This is a genomic window from Aliiroseovarius lamellibrachiae (genome assembly GCF_018599245.1).
Lineage (GTDB): Bacteria > Pseudomonadota > Alphaproteobacteria > Rhodobacterales > Rhodobacteraceae > Aliiroseovarius > Aliiroseovarius lamellibrachiae.
Map to the genome: position 1 here is coordinate 248,140 of NZ_JAHEVJ010000007.1, position 19,973 is coordinate 268,112.

At 53.7% G+C, this 19,973-nt stretch carries 13 protein-coding genes and 3 tRNA genes; 12 read left to right on the forward strand and 4 right to left on the reverse strand.

Annotated features, from left to right (window positions below; all coding sequences use genetic code 11):
- Positions 1-105 precede the first annotated feature (105 nt).
- A tRNA-Ile gene (locus KKW20_RS13790) sits at positions 106-182 on the forward strand.
- A 64-nt stretch (positions 183-246) separates the two neighbouring features.
- Here KKW20_RS13790 and KKW20_RS13795 read toward each other — a convergent pair.
- Together KKW20_RS13795 and KKW20_RS13800 are read right to left on the reverse strand one after the other, a co-directional pair.
- Positions 247-1,020 (reverse strand): class II aldolase and adducin N-terminal domain-containing protein, encoded by a 774-nt coding sequence (locus tag KKW20_RS13795; protein ID WP_246534608.1) that lies wholly within the window; start codon positions 1,018-1,020, stop codon positions 247-249.
- An 84-nt stretch (positions 1,021-1,104) separates the two neighbouring features.
- Positions 1,105-2,418, reverse strand: a complete 1,314-nt coding sequence (locus tag KKW20_RS13800) for an ATP-binding protein (RefSeq protein ID WP_214568481.1) — start codon at positions 2,416-2,418, stop codon at positions 1,105-1,107.
- A gap of 158 nt (positions 2,419-2,576) precedes the next feature.
- Between KKW20_RS13800 and KKW20_RS13805 the strand changes: the two genes are divergently transcribed.
- The 11 genes from KKW20_RS13805 (at position 2,577) to KKW20_RS13855 (ending at position 17,957) form a co-directional block, all read left to right on the forward strand.
- Entirely contained in the window at positions 2,577-3,482 is a 906-nt protein-coding gene (locus KKW20_RS13805) for an MBL fold metallo-hydrolase (protein WP_214568482.1), read from the forward strand.
- 61 nt (positions 3,483-3,543) lie between these two features.
- Positions 3,544-3,618: transfer RNA gene (locus KKW20_RS13810), tRNA-Asn, on the forward strand.
- A gap of 478 nt (positions 3,619-4,096) precedes the next feature.
- Complete coding sequence (locus tag KKW20_RS13815) at positions 4,097-6,520, forward strand: ATP-binding protein (protein ID WP_214568483.1); 2,424 nt, start codon at positions 4,097-4,099, stop codon at positions 6,518-6,520.
- Positions 6,521-6,791: 271 nt separating this feature from the next.
- The gene (locus tag KKW20_RS13820) at positions 6,792-7,049 is read left to right on the forward strand and encodes a hypothetical protein (protein WP_214568484.1); all 258 of its coding nucleotides are present in this window, start codon (positions 6,792-6,794) and stop codon (positions 7,047-7,049) included.
- A 581-nt stretch (positions 7,050-7,630) separates the two neighbouring features.
- Positions 7,631-7,705 (forward strand) — tRNA-Asn (locus KKW20_RS13825).
- 497 nt (positions 7,706-8,202) lie between these two features.
- A complete protein-coding gene (locus tag KKW20_RS13830; RefSeq protein ID WP_214568485.1) occupies positions 8,203-10,170 on the forward strand; it encodes a site-specific integrase in 1,968 nt (655 codons plus the stop codon).
- A 78-nt stretch (positions 10,171-10,248) separates the two neighbouring features.
- The gene (locus KKW20_RS13835) at positions 10,249-10,938 is read left to right on the forward strand and encodes a hypothetical protein (RefSeq protein ID WP_214568486.1); all 690 of its coding nucleotides are present in this window, start codon (positions 10,249-10,251) and stop codon (positions 10,936-10,938) included.
- Between the two features lie 192 nt (positions 10,939-11,130).
- Entirely contained in the window at positions 11,131-13,149 is a 2,019-nt protein-coding gene (locus KKW20_RS13840) for a type I restriction-modification system subunit M (protein ID WP_214568487.1), read from the forward strand.
- Complete coding sequence (locus KKW20_RS13845) at positions 13,146-14,504, forward strand: restriction endonuclease subunit S (RefSeq protein WP_214568488.1); 1,359 nt, start codon at positions 13,146-13,148, stop codon at positions 14,502-14,504. The genes KKW20_RS13840 and KKW20_RS13845 overlap by 4 nt, the downstream gene beginning before the upstream one ends.
- 1 nt (position 14,505) lies before the next feature.
- Complete coding sequence (locus KKW20_RS13850; protein ID WP_214568489.1) at positions 14,506-14,991, forward strand: hypothetical protein; 486 nt, start codon at positions 14,506-14,508, stop codon at positions 14,989-14,991.
- A 5-nt stretch (positions 14,992-14,996) separates the two neighbouring features.
- Positions 14,997-17,957 (forward strand): type I restriction endonuclease subunit R, encoded by a 2,961-nt coding sequence (locus KKW20_RS13855; protein WP_214568490.1) that lies wholly within the window; start codon positions 14,997-14,999, stop codon positions 17,955-17,957.
- Positions 17,958-18,019: 62 nt separating this feature from the next.
- Here KKW20_RS13855 and KKW20_RS13860 read toward each other — a convergent pair whose 3' ends face one another.
- Together KKW20_RS13860 and tnpC are read right to left on the reverse strand one after the other, a co-directional pair.
- A complete protein-coding gene (locus KKW20_RS13860; RefSeq protein WP_214568491.1) occupies positions 18,020-19,051 on the reverse strand; it encodes an AAA family ATPase in 1,032 nt (343 codons plus the stop codon).
- The coding region (gene tnpC, locus KKW20_RS13865; RefSeq protein ID WP_214568492.1) for an IS66 family transposase at positions 19,020-19,973 on the reverse strand (954 nt) is incomplete at its 5' end. The genes KKW20_RS13860 and tnpC, both read right to left, overlap by 32 nt.

Sequence of the window (19,973 nt, forward strand, 5' to 3'; positions counted from 1 at the left end):
GATAATCCAAAGCTGCGTTTTCACGCCACGAGGTAACTTAGTGCGCGCAAAGAGTCTACGCCCAGCTTGACGCGGGCCAAAAGTTTGATACCTAGGGGGCACGGTGGGCCTGTAGCTCAACTGGTTAGAGCAGAGCGCTCATAACGCTTTGGTTGCGGGTTCAAGTCCTGCCGGGCCTACCAATTCCCCACCGACATCCCTGCCCCAAGGCACTGACCTGTAAGGTTTTATGCGCCGGATAAGGCGTTATGACGCATAATTGCTGCCTTCATCATCCAAGAGCGCCTTAAGCTCGGACAAGTGGCGTTCGGATTGATCGGGATAATCCTCTAGTTCTTGCGCCGTTTTCTCTGCAATCTCGTCACTAAGAATTCGAAGTTTTTGCCCCGTTTGCAGCGCACGGATATAGGTTTCTGCCGCACGCTCAAAATAATAAAGCCGATTGAACGTGTCCGCGACGCTTGATCCGATCACCAACACGCCGTGATTGCCCATGATCATCGTTTTGACTTTGGGATCTGTGAGCATTGATGCACAGCGCGCGCCTTCGCTTTCAAAGGCAAGTCCTCCGTACCCGTCATCAATCACAAATCGGTTGAAAAACGTGGCTGAGTTCTGATCGATCGGCGGCAAAGAACTGTCCGCCAATGACGCAAGCACCGTGGCATGAATGGAATGCACATGCATCACACAGCGCGCGTGCGGACACAGACGGTGGATTGACCCATGCAACCCCCAAGCCGTTGGATCCGGGGCGCCCGGGCGGCCCATCGTGGTCTGATCATCTGCATCCAAAAGCAATAGGTCAGAGGCTTTGATGCGCGAGAAATGCATCTGGTTTGGGTTCATCAGAAACTGACTGCCCGCCTCATTCACCGCCAATGAAAAGTGGTTTGCCACCGCTTCGTGCATGTTCAGCCGAGCGGTCCAACGAAAAGCCGCAGCCATATCCACACGCTGCTGCCAATGGTCAAGATTGGCGCCCATGTCGGATGTCATTTCCAGATGTGTCTTGTTCATGAGCTGTCTCCTGTTTTGTTCAACTTAGCGGGAGTGGCCAGCCCAATTCAGTTCAATAATCACATTATTCCGCCCAAAACCGACCTAAAGCGGTATGACCAACTCGGCCTTTAACCCACCAAGGGTCTCGCTGTCCCCCAACCGCAAATGCCCGCCATGGCTGCGTGCAATGTCGCTTGCGATGGCCAGGCCAAGCCCCACACCAGAGCCGTTGTTTTGATTGCGCGCGGCATCCAAGCGGGCAAATGGCTTAAGCGCCAACGAGCGATCTGAAACAGGAATGCCGGGCCCATCATCTTCAACGACAAAACGCAAATCGCCCCGCCCCTGCAAAACCGACAGCATCACATTTTTCCCATAACGCGTTGCGTTTCCAGTAAGATTTTCAAGAGCACGCTCGATGGGGATCCGGCGAAGCGACATCAGCTCGGTCGCCTGTAATGCGCCAAGCTGCACCTCTTGCCCCGCACGCCGACATTTATCAACAATGTCTCGGGCCAATTCGTTTGGATCCAATATTTCTGTCGGATCATCAAGAGCTTCCGCGCGCGCGAAATTCAAAAAAGTGTCCACCAAACGGGCCATGTCATCGACGTCACGCTCCAACTCACCGCGCGTTTCATCCTCGATCATCGACAACCCAAGTTTTAAGCGGGTCAAAGGCGTTCGAAGATCGTGACTGATTCCTGACAGCATCAACGTCCGTTGTTCGATTTGCCGTTCGATCCGCCCCCGCATGTCTAAAAACGCTTTGCCGGCCGCACGCACTTCGGTCGCCCCGGCAAGTTTATAGGGCACCACCTGCCCTTTACCAAAGGCTTCGGCCGCGCGCGCCAAACGGCGGATAGGACGTAATTGGTTGCGCAAAAACAGATATGCAATCACGGTCATTAACAGCCCCGTACCGACCATCAGCACCAACAACTGATGTGGGTTCGTTGCGGACACGCGTTCGCGCGATAAGGAAACACGCATCGGGCCATGGCGTGTGTCAAATCCAATAATCACCTGCGATGGCTCAGTGCGCAGATCTACAGCGCTAATATTCATCACGCCCTCTTCCAATTGCTGCTCCACCAAATGCCCGGTTAAATCGGTAAATTTGATCGATTTTTCAACCGGATCCGACGGCAATTGAATGTCCAATGCCAAGGGGACAATCAGGGGTGAAATTGCGGCCTGTGCAAGGTCAACTGTTGGCGCGTCATTCACAAGACGCGTCACATACTCCAGCTCGACCACCACGGCATGGGTCATCTGTACAGTGATCCTGTTGAAATGCCGCTGTATGAACACAACCGAAACGACAAGCTGCAGTGCCACAATTGGTAAGATCAGAATCAGCGCCGCCCGGCCATAAAGACCCCGCGGCATGAATTGTTTAAGCCATAAGAACATTCCCAAACCCTAATGCCACACAGCGCCCCCTGCAACGAGGGATGATGCAATCTCCACCGAAGCCGCCCCGGCGGGGGGGACGGCCAGGTCGGGACGTTGCGTTCAGCTTGCCAAACACCACAAACCCCGCCCTTATGAACGAAAACGAAAGGCGCGCCATGACTGACAAAAGCCCCCCGGTTGGCACATACCAAACACTCGAGCCGGGCATTCGGCGCATTTTGGCCCCTAACCCCTCGCCAATGACCTATTGGGGCACAAATACATATGTATTGGGGCATGGCGAGGTTGTCGTTTTGGATCCTGGTCCAAATCTCGCGCCTCACCTCGACGCGATCTTGACAGGGCTAGAGCCCGGCGAGCAGATCAGCAAAATTCTTGTAACACATGCCCATCTCGACCATTCCCCTCTGGCGCCCCCCCTATCACAGGCCACCGGCGCACCCATCTATGCCTTCGGGAACGCACAGGCAGGTCGCAGCGATGTGATGCGCGATCTTGTGGCCCGGGGGCTCAGCTCCGGTGGTGAAGGTGTGGATGTGGATTTCACGCCCGATATCATTCTGTCTGACGGCGACGTGGTTCATCACAACGGGCTGGACATAGAAACAATCTGGACGCCGGGTCATTTCGCAAATCATCTTAGCTTTTGCATGAATGGAGCAACGTTTACAGGGGATCATGTGATGGCTTGGGCCAGTTCACTGGTGTCTCCGCCTGACGGTGATTTGACAGCCTTTATGGCCAGCTGCGAGAAACTGCGCATTCGGGATGACAGGATTTACTACCCCGGTCACGGAGCCCCTATTGTCAATCCAGCCGAGCGTATTAACTGGTTGATACATCACCGAAAAACACGAGAAGCCGATATCTTGAACGCCCTTGGCAACGGCCAAGCACACACCATCACCTCCCTGACGCAGAATATTTACACCGAGACCCCGACAGCCTTGCTACCGGCCGCCGAGCGAAATGTATTTGCACACCTCATCGATTTATATGAGCGGGACTTGGTGCGTGCAAAACCGACACTTGATGTCAGCGCTGACTTTTTTCGGCTTTGAGGGAAAAAGTAGGTTTCCCCTCTTGCGGCAAAAAATTCACAAAGTTATACACGCCCTCAGTTCCGGCGTAGCTCAGCGGTAGAGCAGTTGACTGTTAATCAATTGGTCGTAGGTTCGATCCCTACCGCCGGAGCCAGAGATTTCAAGGGCTTAGCGAGCAATCGCTAGGCCCTTATTCTTTTCTAAGCCTTATTTCAGTCTCCCAAATCAGACAGTTTTGAGGAGGTTTTCTATTGAGCGCCTTAAAGGTCCAGCCGCCGGCAAAGGTATACCACTGACCTTTCCAAGAGATGAGGTTCAGTTTCATTTCCGGAAGACCCCGTTTATTAGACGCCCCGCACCCAAGCGCAAAGAAGCAACAGACCTTTTGACATCCTGTTCAGACACCGCGCCGCGACATGCATGGGGGATGATGTAAGTATCTGTCGTCATATAAAATTCGACATCAGAGTGGTATCAAAACACCATAGATCCCCCCGTCTCGCAAACGCTGTTTGTGAGTTAAAAAAATTTGAAGGTTTTCCTGAAATGCTGATTCAAACACAGGCTCGGCACCTTTCTGCCGGCGAGGTAAGGGGTATGGATTGAACACTTGGGTTCAAAGAATAATTACAATGCGACCGAACCGCGCTTACCTGCCCGTTTGGGTGGCCATTTTTGGCGTGGCCGCTGCGGTCCTATTTGCTGACCGCCAAAGCCAGACCATTCATCTTCAGAGTGTCCGCGCCAGTGTTCAACACGAAGCCGGTCTCTTGCGCTCGCAACTTGAGGGTCACCTCAACGCGGACATTCAACTTGTCAGTGGATTGGTTGCAGTCATTTCAACCACTCCCACCCTGCAGCAGGAACACTTTAGTGCGATTGCCGCGCAAGCGATCGGGACGAAAGAAGAGTTTCTTAACATTGCTGTGGCGCCGGATTTGGTTGTGCAAATGGTACACCCGTTTGAGGACAATAAATCGGTGCTGGGCCTCGATTACACTCGAAATGACGCACAACGCGCAGCAGCGCTTAGGGTCAGGGACAGTGGCGAAATGGTTCTTGCGGGACCCGTTGAACTCATCCAGGGCGGCCTCGGTTTCATTGGACGTTTTCCAATCTATGTCCAAGAGGGCGGTGAAAAGAAGTTCTGGGGAATCGCCTCCGTGGTGCTCGACGTCGAAACAATCTACGCGAAAACGGGCGTGACCGATCCAAACTCGCACATTGAAATTGCGTTGATCGGTCGTGATGGTTTGGGGGCGGATGGGGAACTTTTCTTCGGAGATATGTCCATTTTGGACGCTGACCCTGTGCTTATTGATATCGTCCTACCGGTCGGAACCTGGCAGCTTGCAGCCATTCCGCGTGGGGGCTGGTCAGCGTGGCCAAACAATTTCTGGCCGCTACGGCTCATCCTCTTGGGGGCTGGCATCCTGATCATTGTCCCGACCTTTCTGGCCTGCCATCTATCGACCATCCGCCAGGGCGTGATTTCAGCGCTGAGCAAGCGGGAGCAGGAGCTTGAGGCCAAGCAGGAAGAGCTGGAACTTCTCTCAACCGTGGCGCAAAACGCATCTGACAGTATTGTTCTGACCACCCCCGAAACCCAGATCATATGGGTTAACAGAGCATTTACGCGGATGACCGGATACACCTCGGAAGATGCCGTGGGAAAAACACCGGGAGAGCTTTTAAATGGGCCCGAGACTGATCCGGCCGTGATCGAGAAGATCACCGAACATAAATCACGCGGAGAGTGCTTCGAAAGTGAAATCCTAAACTACACCAAGACGGGAGAGAAAATATGGGTGGATGCCCGTTTCGTCCCAGTCCTGGACGACAACGGCGCAATCTCGATGGTCATTGGGATCGAGCGAGATATTACCCAAGCCAAACTTCATGCATTGGAATTGGCCGAAGCAAAACTGGTCGCCGAGCAGTCGGTTCGAGTGAAATCCGAGTTCCTCGCCAACATGAGCCACGAAATCCGCACGCCAATGAATGGGATCATTGGGATGGCGGATGTTTTGTCGGAATCCCCGCTGAACGAAGGAGATCAGCAATGCGTTGATACGATCCGCAGCTCATCTGAGGCGTTGTTGAACATAATCAACGATATCCTTGACCTGTCCCGACTAGAATCGGGAAAACTCAGCATGTCGGACATCGACTTTGACCTAAAGTCGTGCATTGATGCTGTTGTCGAAGTGATGCGCCCTGCAGCCCGATTGAAAGGCTTATCCATCGAGGCTGTCTACGACAGCGGCTTGCCGCAAACGGTGCGCGCTGATGATGGAAGGCTGCGCCAAATCCTGCTGAACCTCGCGGGCAATGCCGTGAAGTTTACAGCCACCGGACATGTATGCCTTCGGGTTGGCAACAGCGCGAGCAATCCTTATCGGCTGATCATTGCGGTCGAGGACACCGGTATCGGTCTTGACGAGCACGAAGTTACACAAGTTTTCGACAGGTTCTCGCAAGCAGACGCGGCGACAACAAGGGCCTACGGGGGAACAGGCTTGGGCTTGACCATTTCGCGCAGTTTGGCCGAGCAGATGGGCGGCGGTATCACCCTGAGTTCAGAAAAGGGCAAAGGCAGCTGTTTCACGTTGGAAATATGCACCAAACCTGCCGAAGGGACGGTGGAAAGCGACCCTTCTGACCACCCAGTTGACCTCAGCACGCTTCATGGACGCCGCATTCTTGTTGCAGAAGACAATCGCACCAATCGCCTTCTACTTCGCAAATATCTGTCCGGGCTTTCAGTCGAATTGATCGAAGCAGAGAACGGCCGTCTTGCAATCGAACTCTGCGCTAAACATCATCCGGATATCGTCATAATGGACATGTCTATGCCCGAAATGGACGGTGTGTCGGCGGCAAAAGCCATTCGGGGCCTGTCCATTCCACAACCGTTGATCGTTGCGCTCACGGCAAATGCCTTCGGCAGCGACCGGGACGCTTGCCTGAAGGCCGGAATGGACGCGTTCCTGTCCAAACCGATCAAGAAAATGGAACTCCTGAGCAAATTGGCCTCAGTTGTCGGGCAAGACTGATATACACCTGACGTTTTAACAACTGTTGCTGGCGCATCATCGAAGCGAAACGCGCATCAATACCATCGAAATGTCGCATCGACACACCAAACAGCCGACAGAGCATACCGAAGCAAGTGTTCGCTCTCCAGTCAATATTGATGGCTCTGAGGATTGCGACCCTCTGTGAGCAAAAACTGTTCACACGGGCCTGATGCGCATTTGCCCCCCAAGTGTGTGTTTGTGCCACTTTCTTTTCGGGCCCGATGGGGCGTTTCCAGCGCAGGGCTGTGTGACGGCAGCGCGCGGAATAGAGCGGGTTCTGAACTCGACGATTGCCATCTCGGCTTGCGTCCTTGTTTTCCATGACCAGCGCCAGATCAGCTCTGCTTTTAAGGTTATGAAGAACGTCGTAACGGCGGCATTGTCACAACGGCTGCCCTTGCCGCAAATGGATCCTTTGAAACCATGCTCGCGCAAAAAACTTCTGACGGTCTTGCGAACAGTATTGGTGGTTGAGATCGATGCAATGAATGCAGCTTTTGGGTGATGAACTGAAGGAGATGGCCAATTTCAAGGCCCTGATTACCAAACTTTCAGCGCAATATAGCCAACCCTGACCTGTCCAGACCCAGCGGATGTCCTCTGCCCATTTTCGATTTGGATGGACACCTTGAGCGCCGCGCAAACGGCGGTCGAATTCCGCAAATCTATCCGGGTCTAAAAGATCCTCCAGCGCGATGCCGACAAGTTCTTCGGATGAATACCGCTTTTACGTCACCCGTTTCATGTCTTTGGCCATCGTCTCGTCAGACACTGTGCATGTAAATCTATTTTTCTCGCCTTTTTCTCGTCGGTGATTTTGACAGACCAGAAACGCTTCAGGATCAAACTCCACGAGTTGGCCGCATAGGCAGAAGCATCAGGCAATGCAGGTTTTTTTGTTTAACTTCAAATGGATACGATGCTTTTCCGCGCCGAGATTCACAAATATAATGGTGTTCAGTTTCTTTTGGCAAATCCCTCTACAAGACAGGTTTTGGGGGATGTTTTTTGTTCGTTGACTTTCAAATGAAAAATTTCAATTCTTCTCTTGCGGGCAGATATGAGCGGCGCTATACACCGCGCAGTTCCGGCGTAGCTCAGCGGTAGAGCAGTTGACTGTTAATCAATTGGTCGTAGGTTCGATCCCTACCGCCGGAGCCAAACAACCTCTAAGAGGTTGATTTCTAAGAAAAAGGCGACCCATCCGGGTCGCCTTTTTCGTTTCTGGCACTGCGACTGGCACTCCGCGTGACACTTTGTGGCACACGGGAGAGACAGTCATGCCTCGTTCAAACAGAATTCCTCACCTTGAATATCGACGCTCGGGATACGTTTGGCGGCGCAGATGGCCCAAGAGTCTTTGCGACCTTTGGGCGGCTTCGCAGCCGTCCGAATCTGCAGTCGAACAGAATCATCCAACCTTCAGATCAATCAGATCCACGAAAAGCCCTATAGGGGAAAACCCCTATTCCAACCCCCTGCTTCAAGCGCCAGCCGACAGAATTCCCAACAATAGCTGGCCCACCTCAAATGGCCCGAATAGGGGATTTCCCCTACTTGTGTTTTCCCTAAAAACTCATGCATTTTCTGAGGCACAGGAGCTTGCCATCCGGCTGACAGCTCTGAGCAATCTGACATTCCATTACATCGCGAGCACCATGACACTGACTCCAGCTGTCGTCACGCATGTCTTGACGACTCTCGTCCGCTTCGAGATCGAAGCGGCTGACCGAATTCGCATTCAAGGTAACCAGCGCACAGCTGAAGCGGCAGAGTTTGCCCTTCGCCGCGAACGCGCGCTGCAAGAAACACTTGTCCAGGCACTGAAGCTGCGCAACCGAGAAGTTGCACGGCGCCCTTTGCAAGCGGTCGCTCAACATCTCGGCATCAGCCTTCCGGAAGATGGAGATGATTGGAAACATCTGGCTTACGAAGCCACACGCGTATTACTGAACCTCAGCGAAGAGCGCGAACGCCGTGAACGTGGGCTTTTCCAGGAACCGAGCCCGTATTTTACTCAGGGCATCGGGTCGACCGCAGGAGTGGCAGTGCCACTTGCCCCTGAAACTACGGGGGTTAGCCACGTCAGCCCCCCGACCCAGACATTTCCTTACGAGCTAAGCAGTGCTGTCGCTCCCCAGACCGCACAAGCAGTTTCCCCGCAAGTTGCCGTTGGTTGTTCGGAGCGCACCACCTCTTCCGACACCACCGAGTGCAGCACGGGTGCCGCAGTCTCGGCCACAAAACCGGATAACGTCGTCTCGACCACAGAGAATGCGGCATCCGCAGCTCATCTCGCGTCCAAACGTATCCAGCTGAAGAACTGCTCTGACAAGGCCATCGCCGCTCTGAACAAGGGCGAAAACATCAGAATTGATGAGGCGTTTGACGTCTATATCGAACTTAAACTCCAGGGCTACGGCGAGGACTGGGACAAACGTCAAAAGCCCGACAATGAGACCGGCAAAAAGTGGGGGAAATCTACCCTGCCAGGCATGCAGGTCGCCAAGAACATCTGGTCTGACCTGCTGGATAAATCACCGATCGGAACCATCCCCGAAGAGGATGTTCTCAATCAAATCTCGATCATTCGTGAGATCCCCAGATTGCATGGAAAGGCGGCCGATATGACCGCAGCGGAGGGGTATCGCGCGTTGGTAAAACACGTAAATACAAAGGAGAGAATTGCCATGGATAGGGTTGAAAGAGACCTGGAACGCGAGGGAGTCACCGATCCAGTGGAGGTCGAAATGGCCAAGCTTGAAAAGCGCATTCCGCGGCTTCGCGCGGAGACGTATTTCAAGCATGTGCGGGCCGTAAACCGCATCGGAAAGATGTTGCTTTCGCTTGGCGTGATCCCGACCAATCCCTTTGTCGGCTGCACCTTCACCAACAAGGAAGAGAAACGGATCCGAGCGACTGAAGAAAAGATTGCCCGGCAACGCTGGGACGATCGGCGGGCGCTACTGTTTCAAACGCCGGTTTTCCAGGGGAAGACGAGGAACGAAGCGGACCCTCTGTTTTGGGTGCCAATCATGGGCTTTCTTCAAGGTGTGCGTAGTGAAGAAGCGCTGCAGCTTGCTCCTGAGGATTTTGGCTCCCAGAACGGCATCAACTACATGAGAATTCGGAATACGGTTGGGAACAGCGTTAAATCCGAGGCGGGTGAACGCCGCCTTCCGATCCACCCTGCCTTGGTTGAACTGGGTTTGCTTGATCTGGTCGCTCAAAAGCGCGGGCAAAAACGCAAGCGCCTTTTCAGCGAGATTAAGCGCGGGAAGACCAAGAACACTTACACGGAGCTCTTCACGAAGGAGTTCACACGTTACCGTCAGGCCCATGATGTCTACTGGCACGGCCTGGATCTGCACGCTACCCGCACGACCTTCCATCATGAACTGATGGACGTGCCCACCCCGGGTTACATCCGTCGTGCTCTGATGGGCCATGAACCGCTGGATGAGGGCGAACGCTCTTATGCGCAAAACGGGATCTCTCTGAAAACCCTGCACGATTGCATTTCTGCGATCCCGTTCGATCCATCCCTGATCATCAGTCCGGTGCGGGATAATCCTCAGTCGAAGACACGGATCAAAGCTCAAAAGCTTGGCCTGCGCGCCATCTAACCACGATCAACGGCGTGTCTCTCCCTTCGGAGAAGACACGTCCTATTCGAACATCAAAAAATCAAAGGCACTGAAAAAATGGGCGAAATGAAGTCGACTGATGTCTCCGTAACAATCTTGTCTAAGTCGGACCGCTATGCGTATGCAACGTTCGAGCTGGCACAGGGGAAACGGATTGAGTTTCACCTGCGGTATAACGGAAAGACTGCCTGGGCGGACGCCCTCATGTTTGAAGGGGTAACTATGTGTGAGCACAGCATATGGCAATTTCCTTTTTCAAGGTCTGCGCAACCTCTGCATACCCTTGTTCAAGAAACTTGGTATCTGACAGAACAAGCCTTCCAACCGCGTTGGCTAATGGATTTTGTGCGGATCGCAATGTCCAAAACCAGATTGCCAGCCTTATTTCGGGGACAGGTAGAAGCAGAGTTGAAGCTTGTGGAATCCTGTCTCTGCTTCTGGCCCGAGGTGGCGGAGCTTCAAAAGGTCTTTGAAGACAGCAAGTCATTTGGCCGAACCGTCGAAATGGATGATGCCGCCCTTTCTGAAGAATTTGCGACAGCCAAGAGCAGCTTGGATCTATGGTCCGGATCCGCAGGTCAGCGTGACAATCGAAGCGATAACCTGGTTCTCTTTGAGTTGGAGCAGACTTTCTCTGCAGCCAGGCGCATGCTGATGTTGCATCGCGAAACGGCGCGGCGCAATAGCATGTCTGCACACGAAAAGATGGCCTTCAAATTCGAGCGAAAACAACTGGCACAGCCTTAAGTTTGTCAAACAAGGCTCTCCCCATGACGAGACACCCGAAGGAGCAACATCTCGTTGCTCCTTTTTTACTATCTGGGTCTGGATCCCCCGAAGTCAGCGGATGACCTTTCCCGAAAAAGCGTGCTAACGTGCAACCCAAACGGGAGCAAAAGATTCTCCCTAATAACAAAGACTAAGGGTAGAAGTTATTTCATGAGCACCGACATTAAATCACTTGGATCCTTCGTCTGGTCCATTGCCGAGCTTCTTCGCGGAGACTTCAAGCAATCCGAATACGGCAAGGTCATCCTACCCTTCATCGTCCTGCGCCGCCTGGACTGCATCCTCGATGAAACCAAATCTGCCGTTCTGGACATGGCTTCCTCGCTGCCCGCCGACATGGACGACGAGGCGCGAGACACGCTGCTTGCGGGCGTGGTTGGTCAGAACATCAAGCTATACAACCTTTCCCGCTTCACCTTCGCGTCCCTCAAAGGGCAGGATGCAAAGGACATCCACAAGAACCTGATCGACTATGTCACCAAGTTTTCGCCGAATGTGCGTGACATCTTCCTCGACAAGTTCCTGTTCACAGACCAGCTCAAGCGCCTGAACGACGCAGGGCTGCTATTCCAGGTCTTCGACCGCTTTACGCAAATCGACCTTCACCTGAACAAGGTGTCCAACATCGAAATGGGCTACCTGTTTGAGGATCTGATCCGCCGCTTTTCGGAAATTTCCAACGAAACCGCCGGCGAACACTACACCCCGCGCGAGGTGATCCGGCTGATCGTGTCCCTTCTCTTGGTTAACGACAAAGAAGCCCTGACCGGTTCAGGCGTCATTCGCCAGATTTACGACCCCGCTGCGGGCACGGGCGGTATGCTCTCCATCGCCGAGATGGAGATGAAGGCGCTCAACGAACGTATCCGTGTGGAGCTCTTCGGGCAGGAACTGAACCCGGAATCCTTCGCGATCTGTAAATCCGACATGCTGGTCACGGGGCACAACCCGGAAAATATCGCTTTCGGCAACACCCTCACCCAGGACGCCCACGCGGGCAAACGCTTCCACTACATGCTCTCCAATCCGCCCTATGGCGTCGACTGGAAAAAATACGCGGATCCAATCAAAGACGAGGCCGCCGAACTTGGCGTGAGTGGACGCTTTGGTGCTGGCTTGCCACGGATTTCGGACGGACAGCTACTGTTCCTGCAACACATGATTTCCAAGATGCGCAACGACGAGCAAGGCACGCGCATCGGCATCGTCATGAACGGCTCCCCCCTCTTCACCGGCGGTGCGGGGTCGGGCGAGAGCGAGATCCGCCGCTGGATGCTGGAAAATGACTGGGTCGAGGCGATCATCGCCCTGCCCACCGACCTGTTCTACAACACCGGCATTCAGACCTACGTCTGGCTGCTCACCAACCGTAAGGATCCTGCCCGCCAGGGCAAGGTGCAGCTGATCGACGCCAGTGGCGAACGCTTCTGGAAACCGATGCGCAAGTCGCTCGGCTCCAAACGGCGCGAGATCCCCGAGGGTGCTACGGACGAGATCGCCCGCATTTACCATGACATGTTGAACGGCAATTCTGACTGGGCCGATGTGTCAAAGATCTTTGACAACACCGATTTCGGCTATCGCGAGATCCGGGTGGAACGCCCGTTGAAACTGCGTGTCGAATGGTCTGAGGCTGGAAAGGAAGCACTTCAGGAGGCCAAGCCCTTCCAAAAACTGGATGAAGACAGCCAATCCAAGGCACTGACCTTGGTGCAATCCCTGCTCAGCGGCGGGCATTGGATGAACGCGGACAATTTCGCCAAAGCCATGGATGATCTGTTCAAGACATCCGGCCTGAAGATCGGTGCGCCGGTCAAGAAAGCCATCCTGAACGCCTTTGCCGAGCGTGATGATGAGGCCGAGACCTGCACCGATAAAAAAGGCAACCCGGAAGCGGATACCTCCCTGCGCGATCACGAGCTGGTGCCATTGGGTGAGGATTGGAAGGAATATGTCGCGCGTGAGGTCACACCCTTTATGCCCGACGCCTGGGTGGATGAAAGCTACACCGATACACAAGACGGCAAGGTCGGTCGGGTCGGCTATGAGATCAACTTCAACCGCTATTTCTATCAGTATGTCCCGCCCCGTCCGTTGGAAGAGATAGACGCCGAATTGAAGGCACTGGAAGCGGAAATCGCCGGGCTGTTGCAGGAGGTGGTCGAGTGAGTCGTCGTTCCGATAGTGTCTCCAAGGATAGTGGTGTGGAGTGGTTGGGAAGAATACCGGCGCACTGGGACGTAAGGCAAAGCAAACGCCTGTTCTCTGAACGCAAAGAGCGTCTAAGAGAGGGCGATCAACAACTGACAGCGTCCCAGAAGCACGGGGTGATACCCCAATCTGAATATGGCGCGTTAGAGGGTCACAAAGTCGTTCAGGTCATAACGGGCGCCGAGATTCTGAAGCACGTCGAACCAAATGATTTCGTGATAAGCATGCGAAGTTTCCAAGGTGGACTTGAATACAGTCGGCATCGGGGGTGCATCAGTTCCGCTTATGTGATGCTTGTTCCGAATGGCGAAGTTTCGCCGGGGTTCTTCCGCCATCTGTTCAAGTCTTCAAGATACATTCAAGCGCTGCAGGCAACATCAAATCTTGTTCGAGATGGGCAAGCAATGCGTTTTGCAAACTTTGTGCAGGTTCCGCTCCCACTACCGCCGCGCGATGATCAGGAGCGCATCGCCGACTTTCTGGACCGTGAGACCGCAAGAATAGACCTTCTGATCGAGAAAAAGCAGCGGTTTACAAATGCGGTGGAAAACGAATATCTAAACAGGATTAGCGCTCTTGTCACGGTAGGAGCCGACCAAGATGCTCCTTCAAAACCATCTGGCTATCCTTGGCACCCCACCCTACCAGAGCATTGGAATGTCGTTCGCCTGAAATTCCTTTGCCAGCGCATTGTAGACTGCTTGCATGAAACACCTATGCATGAGGATGATGGCGAATATCCATCAATCCGAACCTCTGATGTGACCAGAGGGGCAGTGAACATCTCTGCAGCAAAGCGGGTAGATAAGGTCCAATACAAGCACAGGATCCAAAGGTTGGAACCTCAAGAAGGGGACGTTCTATATACCCGCGAGGGTGAACGCTTTGGTTTGGCCGCACTTGTGCCTCATGGGGAAAAGCTCTGCCTTGGGCAACGGATGATGATGTTCCGCACAAACGACCGGGTCATTCCTGCATATCTGATGTGGTCGCTGAACGGGTCCTTTGCATACAATTACCTCAAACAAGACGTTACTGGGGCAACCTCTCCCCACCTGAACATCTCTGATATCCGAAATGTGCCGGTCTTCTTGCCTCCCATCGAAGAGCAAAGGAGCTTGGTGGCGGAACTCAACGCTGATTTTGTTAAGAAAACCAAACTGGTCAGCAAGACAAACGCAACGATCGACCGCCTCAAAGAATACCGATCTGCCCTGATCACCGCCGCAGTCACGGGCCAGATCGACGTGGCAAGCCACAGCAAATCCGGCACTACCGAGCGCAGGCTTGATGCTCTTCAGGAGAAAATTTGAAATGAAGATAAAATTGCCGCCTTCCCCAAATGTCCCTTATGTTCCGACCCCTGATCAGTTCAAGCAAGCGCGGAAGCTGCTCAAGCTATCTGAGGATAAAACTCCAGAAGCGACGGACGAGTTGTCTTTGCCGGTCGACAAGTCAGCATTAAGGGCCATTGAGGCAGGTGAAACGCCACAGCGACCAACGAAGACAAGTGGCCCACGCAACATAGATTATTACGGCAAGAGTGATATCGGTGAAAAGCTCTATGCTCAGATCGACTATCACCAGCGGCTGTTGCTTTTCTATCAATTGAAAGGGGTCGTGTTTTTCCGAGATGGAGACGTAAAGAGAGCCGATCCACATGATCTTTTTGGACATTTGGCCGCTCTGCCCAATGAGCATTGTGATGTCTGGAATGAAAACTTGGCAAAGTTAAGCAATAGTTCCACCTTTGATCCATTGAGAATTCTGCTCGACAAAGCTTTGCAACAGAAGAAGTAACTTTGATGACACCCCATACCACCGCAGACATTCATCAAGAAAAAGTCTTTGAAGAACATATTGTTGCCAGTCTGACTTCGGGCCTCGGTTACGTTGAGCGCGATTGTCCCAGCCATTATGATACCCGGCTGGCACTGGACACTGAGTTGTTGTTCCAGTTCCTGCGCAATACCCAGCCGGATGCCTGGAAGGTTCTGGAAGATCACTACAGTGCGCAGGCTGAAAGCGAAGTTCTCAAGCGGCTTGAGAAGGCCCTGAAGGACAACCCGACACATGTTGTTCTTCGCAATGGTATCAAGCTGGTTCCAAACATCCAGTTTTCGCTCTGCTACTTCAAACCGGCCTCCAACTTGAACCCGGACCTCACCCGGGCTTATGAGGCAAACATTCTGTCGGTCATGCGGCAGGTGACCTACTCAGCAAAGAGCAAGAACGCGATTGATCTGGTGACTTTCGTCAACGGCATTCCCGTGACGACATGGGAGGTCAAGAACCTGCTCACCGGGCAGAACGTCAAACACGCCGAGAAACAGTATCGCAAGGACCGCTCGCCCGCTGGTGAGCCGCTGCTGACGTTCAAGCGCGGGGCCGTCGTGCATTTTGCGGTGGACCAAGACAACGTGTCCATGACGACCCGCCTGATGAACGGCAAAACACGCTTTCTGCCCTTTAATCGCGGTCGCGATGGCGGTGCAGGCAACCCTGATGTCCCCGGTGAGAACCGCGTCGCCTATCTGTATAAGGATCTTCCTGACTGTCAGGCGGTGTTCTCGCGCGAGGTGCTGTTGGACCTGATCGGACGGTTCATCCACCTTGAACGCGATGGTGGGAAGGAAGTGCTGATCTTCCCCCGGTTTCAGCAGTTCGATGCGGTGCGTAAGTCTCTTGCCGATGCAAAGGCACATGGTGCCGGTCAGAACTATCTGATCCAACACAGCGCGGGTTCGGGCAAATCGAACACCATCGCCTGGACTGCGCATCAGATCATCAACCTGCATGACGATGGCGACCAACCTCTGTTCGACACAGCCATCATCGTGACGGACCGCTTGGTTCTGGATCGACAGCTACAAAACACCATCGGCGGGTTTGCCCAAACAGATGGCGTTGTAAAGAAAATCGAAGGCACATCACGCGACCTGAAAGATGCGATCCTGAAAGGCGCACGGATCATCATCACTACGATCCAGAAGTTCGGCACCGAGCATCTGGCGACCATTTCCGGACAATCCGGTAAGAACTTCGCCGTGATCATCGACGAAGCCCACTCGTCGCAATCTGGCAAGGCCGCTCAGGCGATGACAGACGCCCTGACGCGCAGCGCAACCAGTTCTGACGACATCGAGGACATGGTTCTCGCCTTCCAGAAAGCGCGCGGCCCGCAAAAGAACATTTCATTCTTCGCCTTCACCGCGACCCCTCGGAACGTCACTCTGGAACGGTTTGGCAGAACCGGGACCGATGGAAACCCGAACCCCTTCCACCTATATTCAATGCGGCAAGCCATTGAAGAAGGCTTCATCCTCGATGTGCTGCAAAATTACATGACCTATCAAGCCTACTATCAGCTTGAGAAGGCCATCGAAGACGACCCTGATTTCAAGGGACGTAAAGCTCAAGCTCGGGTGGCGCGCTTTGCATCTCTGCATCCGTCGGCGATTGACCAAAAAGTTGAAGTGATCGTGGAGCACTTCCGCCGGCATGTTTCCGGCGAACTTGGCGGTCAGGCAAAGGCCATGATTGTCACCCAGAGCCGTGAACATGCTCTGCGCTATTGGCAACGCCTGAATGATTACATCGCAGCCAAAGGATATTCTGACCTGAAAGCACTTGTCGCGTTCTCGGGTGATCTCGAACTGGATGATCAAACCTGGACAGAAGAGCTTGCAAATGGTTTTGCAGAGACCGAGCTCCCCAAGCGATTTGACACAGATGAATATCAGATCCTTGTCGTGGCTGAAAAATACCAGACCGGCTTCGATCAACCAAAGCTCGTGGCTATGTATGCCGACAAGAAGCTGGCCGGATTGCAAGCTGTCCAGACCCTTGCAAGATTGAACAGAATCCGGGTCGGCAAGGATCGCACCTTCGTGCTCGACTTCCAGAATACAATGGAAGAAATCAAGGAGGCATTCTCTCCCTTCTTTGAGGCGACTGCGCTTGAAGAGAGGACCGACCTCAACCAGATCTACGATCTGGAGCAGAGAATTTCGTCCTCCACCTATGTGAATAAGGACGAGGTAGAACGGTTCGCAGACCGTTTTTTCCAGGGTGAACTTTCCACGCAGGACCGCCTTGCCCTTGAAGGGACGGTCCGCCTCGCTGTTGAACGCTTCAATCTGGATGAAGACGAAGCTCAGAAGGAAGAGTTTCGCCAACTCCTGCGCAGTTTCCTGCGCTTCTACTCCTTTGTAGCACAGGTTGTTTCGCTAAATGATGCCTGGCTTGAGAAGCTCTACGCCTATGCCTCGTGGCTATCACGGCTCTTGCCTTCGCGTGAAGTTCCTGCCGACATCATGATCACCGATGACATGTTGTCGCTTTCAGCATTCAAACTTAAAAAGGGCGAGGAAGGCAGCGCTTCTTTGGTGGCTGGTGAAACCACAACGCTGGCCCCAATCACCGAGTTCGGGGCGAACGCTTACACCGAAGAAGAAGAACGCTCGCTTTCCGAAATTATCGACTCGTTCAATGATCGTCACGGGACCAGCTTTTCGCGCGAAGATTTCCTCAGGTTTGAACGCGTCACACGCGACATCATGAATGAAGAAATGACAGAGATGGTGCGCAACAACCCGGCCGACGTTGTCTACAACGCTTTCTCTCAGGCCTTCTTCCAAGGCATGGTCAAGATGTTCCAACAAGACAACGAGATGCGAAACATCGTAATGACGGATAAAGATGCCCGCGAGCAAGCCACGCGACACTTCTTCAAACGTGCTCAAAGGCAAGCCATGGAAGCCTGATTGATCGGTTAGCGGCTTGGGGGGCTTCCCCAAGCCAGTTTCTACAGTTCTTGAAGTTCGGCCTACATCAGTGACCAAAAGTAATTCCCACTCCCATTCTTTACACCTTTGAGCCTGCCAGCCCCTTCAAGCTTTGTTAGAGCACCCCGCAATGTGGTTCCTTTGGCATTCTTATTCGCCCCCTTTGGGCGAAGCTCAGACGGCATGGCATTGAGAATATCTGCAGTCGATGCCCCAGTCTTGTCTTCTGACTGAATTCCCTTCAAGGCCGTCCAGGCTGCCGCTTGGAGGGGGCTAAATTTGACGGGAGCCGCATCATCTGTCGACAGCGATCCATCGACGATGGTAGCCTTCACAGTGAAGCGGTCAACCCCTTCCTCGTCAGTGCAGAGTTTGACCTTCTCAAGCTCATATGAGAACCGCAGGTCACCGGCCATGTTGCGTTGCTTGGTGGTGTTGACGACGCATGCGCCCGAGTCTTCGTCTTTTTTGATTGTGAACTCGGAATCGACGTTTGTTCTGATCGCGGACGAGCCGCGTCCACCTTTGTCCTCATCACGCCCTGTGTGATGGACAAGTAGAACATGCGCATCCAGCTCTTCCGCGATTGTCTGAGCGCCTGAAGTCGCGATGCTCATTTCATTCGAGAAATTCTCGTTCAGGTCAGCGATCGCATGAATGAACGTGTCGATGATGATCAGGCTGATGGCCGTCTCGCAGCAAGGCAGATGCTTTTTCAACTGCTCAATCAACTCGGGCACATGATCCGGGTCACCCAAATTCAAGCGCGATTTCATCACGAGATAGTCTTCTGCGTCTTCCACGTCCTTGAGCAGGGCATAGACGCGATCTTTGACCCCATCACCTCCCTCACCACAGATGTGCAAAACGGCACCACGTTTGGTGTTCATTCTGAGAACAGGCTTCCCCTGCACCACATGTGCCCCAAGTGCTACTGCAACGGCTGTTTTACCGACATTGCTGGGGGCGACAAGCATGCCAACTTCTTTGCGATTGCAGAGATCACGTATGACATAATTGTAAGCGGTGCGCTGATCCCACCTATTTGACGTAGTTCCATGGTAGCAGGCCATTGATCTGACTTTGTTTATGCCCGTTGACAATGGCAGTGAGCGTCGCGGTTATATAGGCGTGGGGATCAACTGCGTTGAGTTTGCAGGTTTCGATCAGGGAGGCGATGACGCCCCAGTTTGCGGCTCCGGCGTCGTGACCGGCAAAGAGCGCATTCTTACGGTTCAAGGCGATTGGACGGATGGTGCGCTCGACCGGGTTGTTGTCCATTTCGATGCGGCCATCGGTCAGGAAGAGGCAAAGCCCGTCCCAGTATTTGGCGATATACTTGAGTGCTTCGCCCAAGGGCGCTTTGGCAGAGACGCGGGCGCGGTATTCTGCCAGCCATGCCTCAAACACGGCGATCAACGGGGCTGACCGGCCTTGTCTTGCCGCCAGCCGGTCCTCGTCGGTCAGGCCCCGGATATCCTTTTCGATGCGGTAGAGGGCCGCAATCTGTTTCAGCCCCTCTTCGGCAATGGGAGCAGTGCCAGATTGCGCAACTTCGTGCAGTTTGCGCCGCGCATGGGCCCAGCAATAAGCCAAGTCAACATTGTCACCCTTGCGTTTGAGCAAGCGGTTGTAACCTGCATAGCCGTCCACCTGGAGGATCCCCGAGAAGCCTTTGAGGATGTCATCTGCAAATTGTCCCGAGCGCCCCGGCGCATAGGTGAAGGCCACACCGGGTGGAGCTGTGCCACTCCACGCGCGGTCATCGCGGGCCAGCGCCCAGAAATATCCGGTTTTGGTTTTGCGTTTGCCAGGATTGAGAACCGGGGCGCGGGTCTCGTCCATAAATAGCTTGGTGGACCGCTTCAAATCGGCGATCAACGCATCGAAGACCGGTCGTAGCTCATAGGCGGCTCTACCAACCCACCCTGCGAGGGTGGAACGATCCAGATCGACCCCTTGCCGTGCGTAAATCTGCGCCTGACGATACAGCGG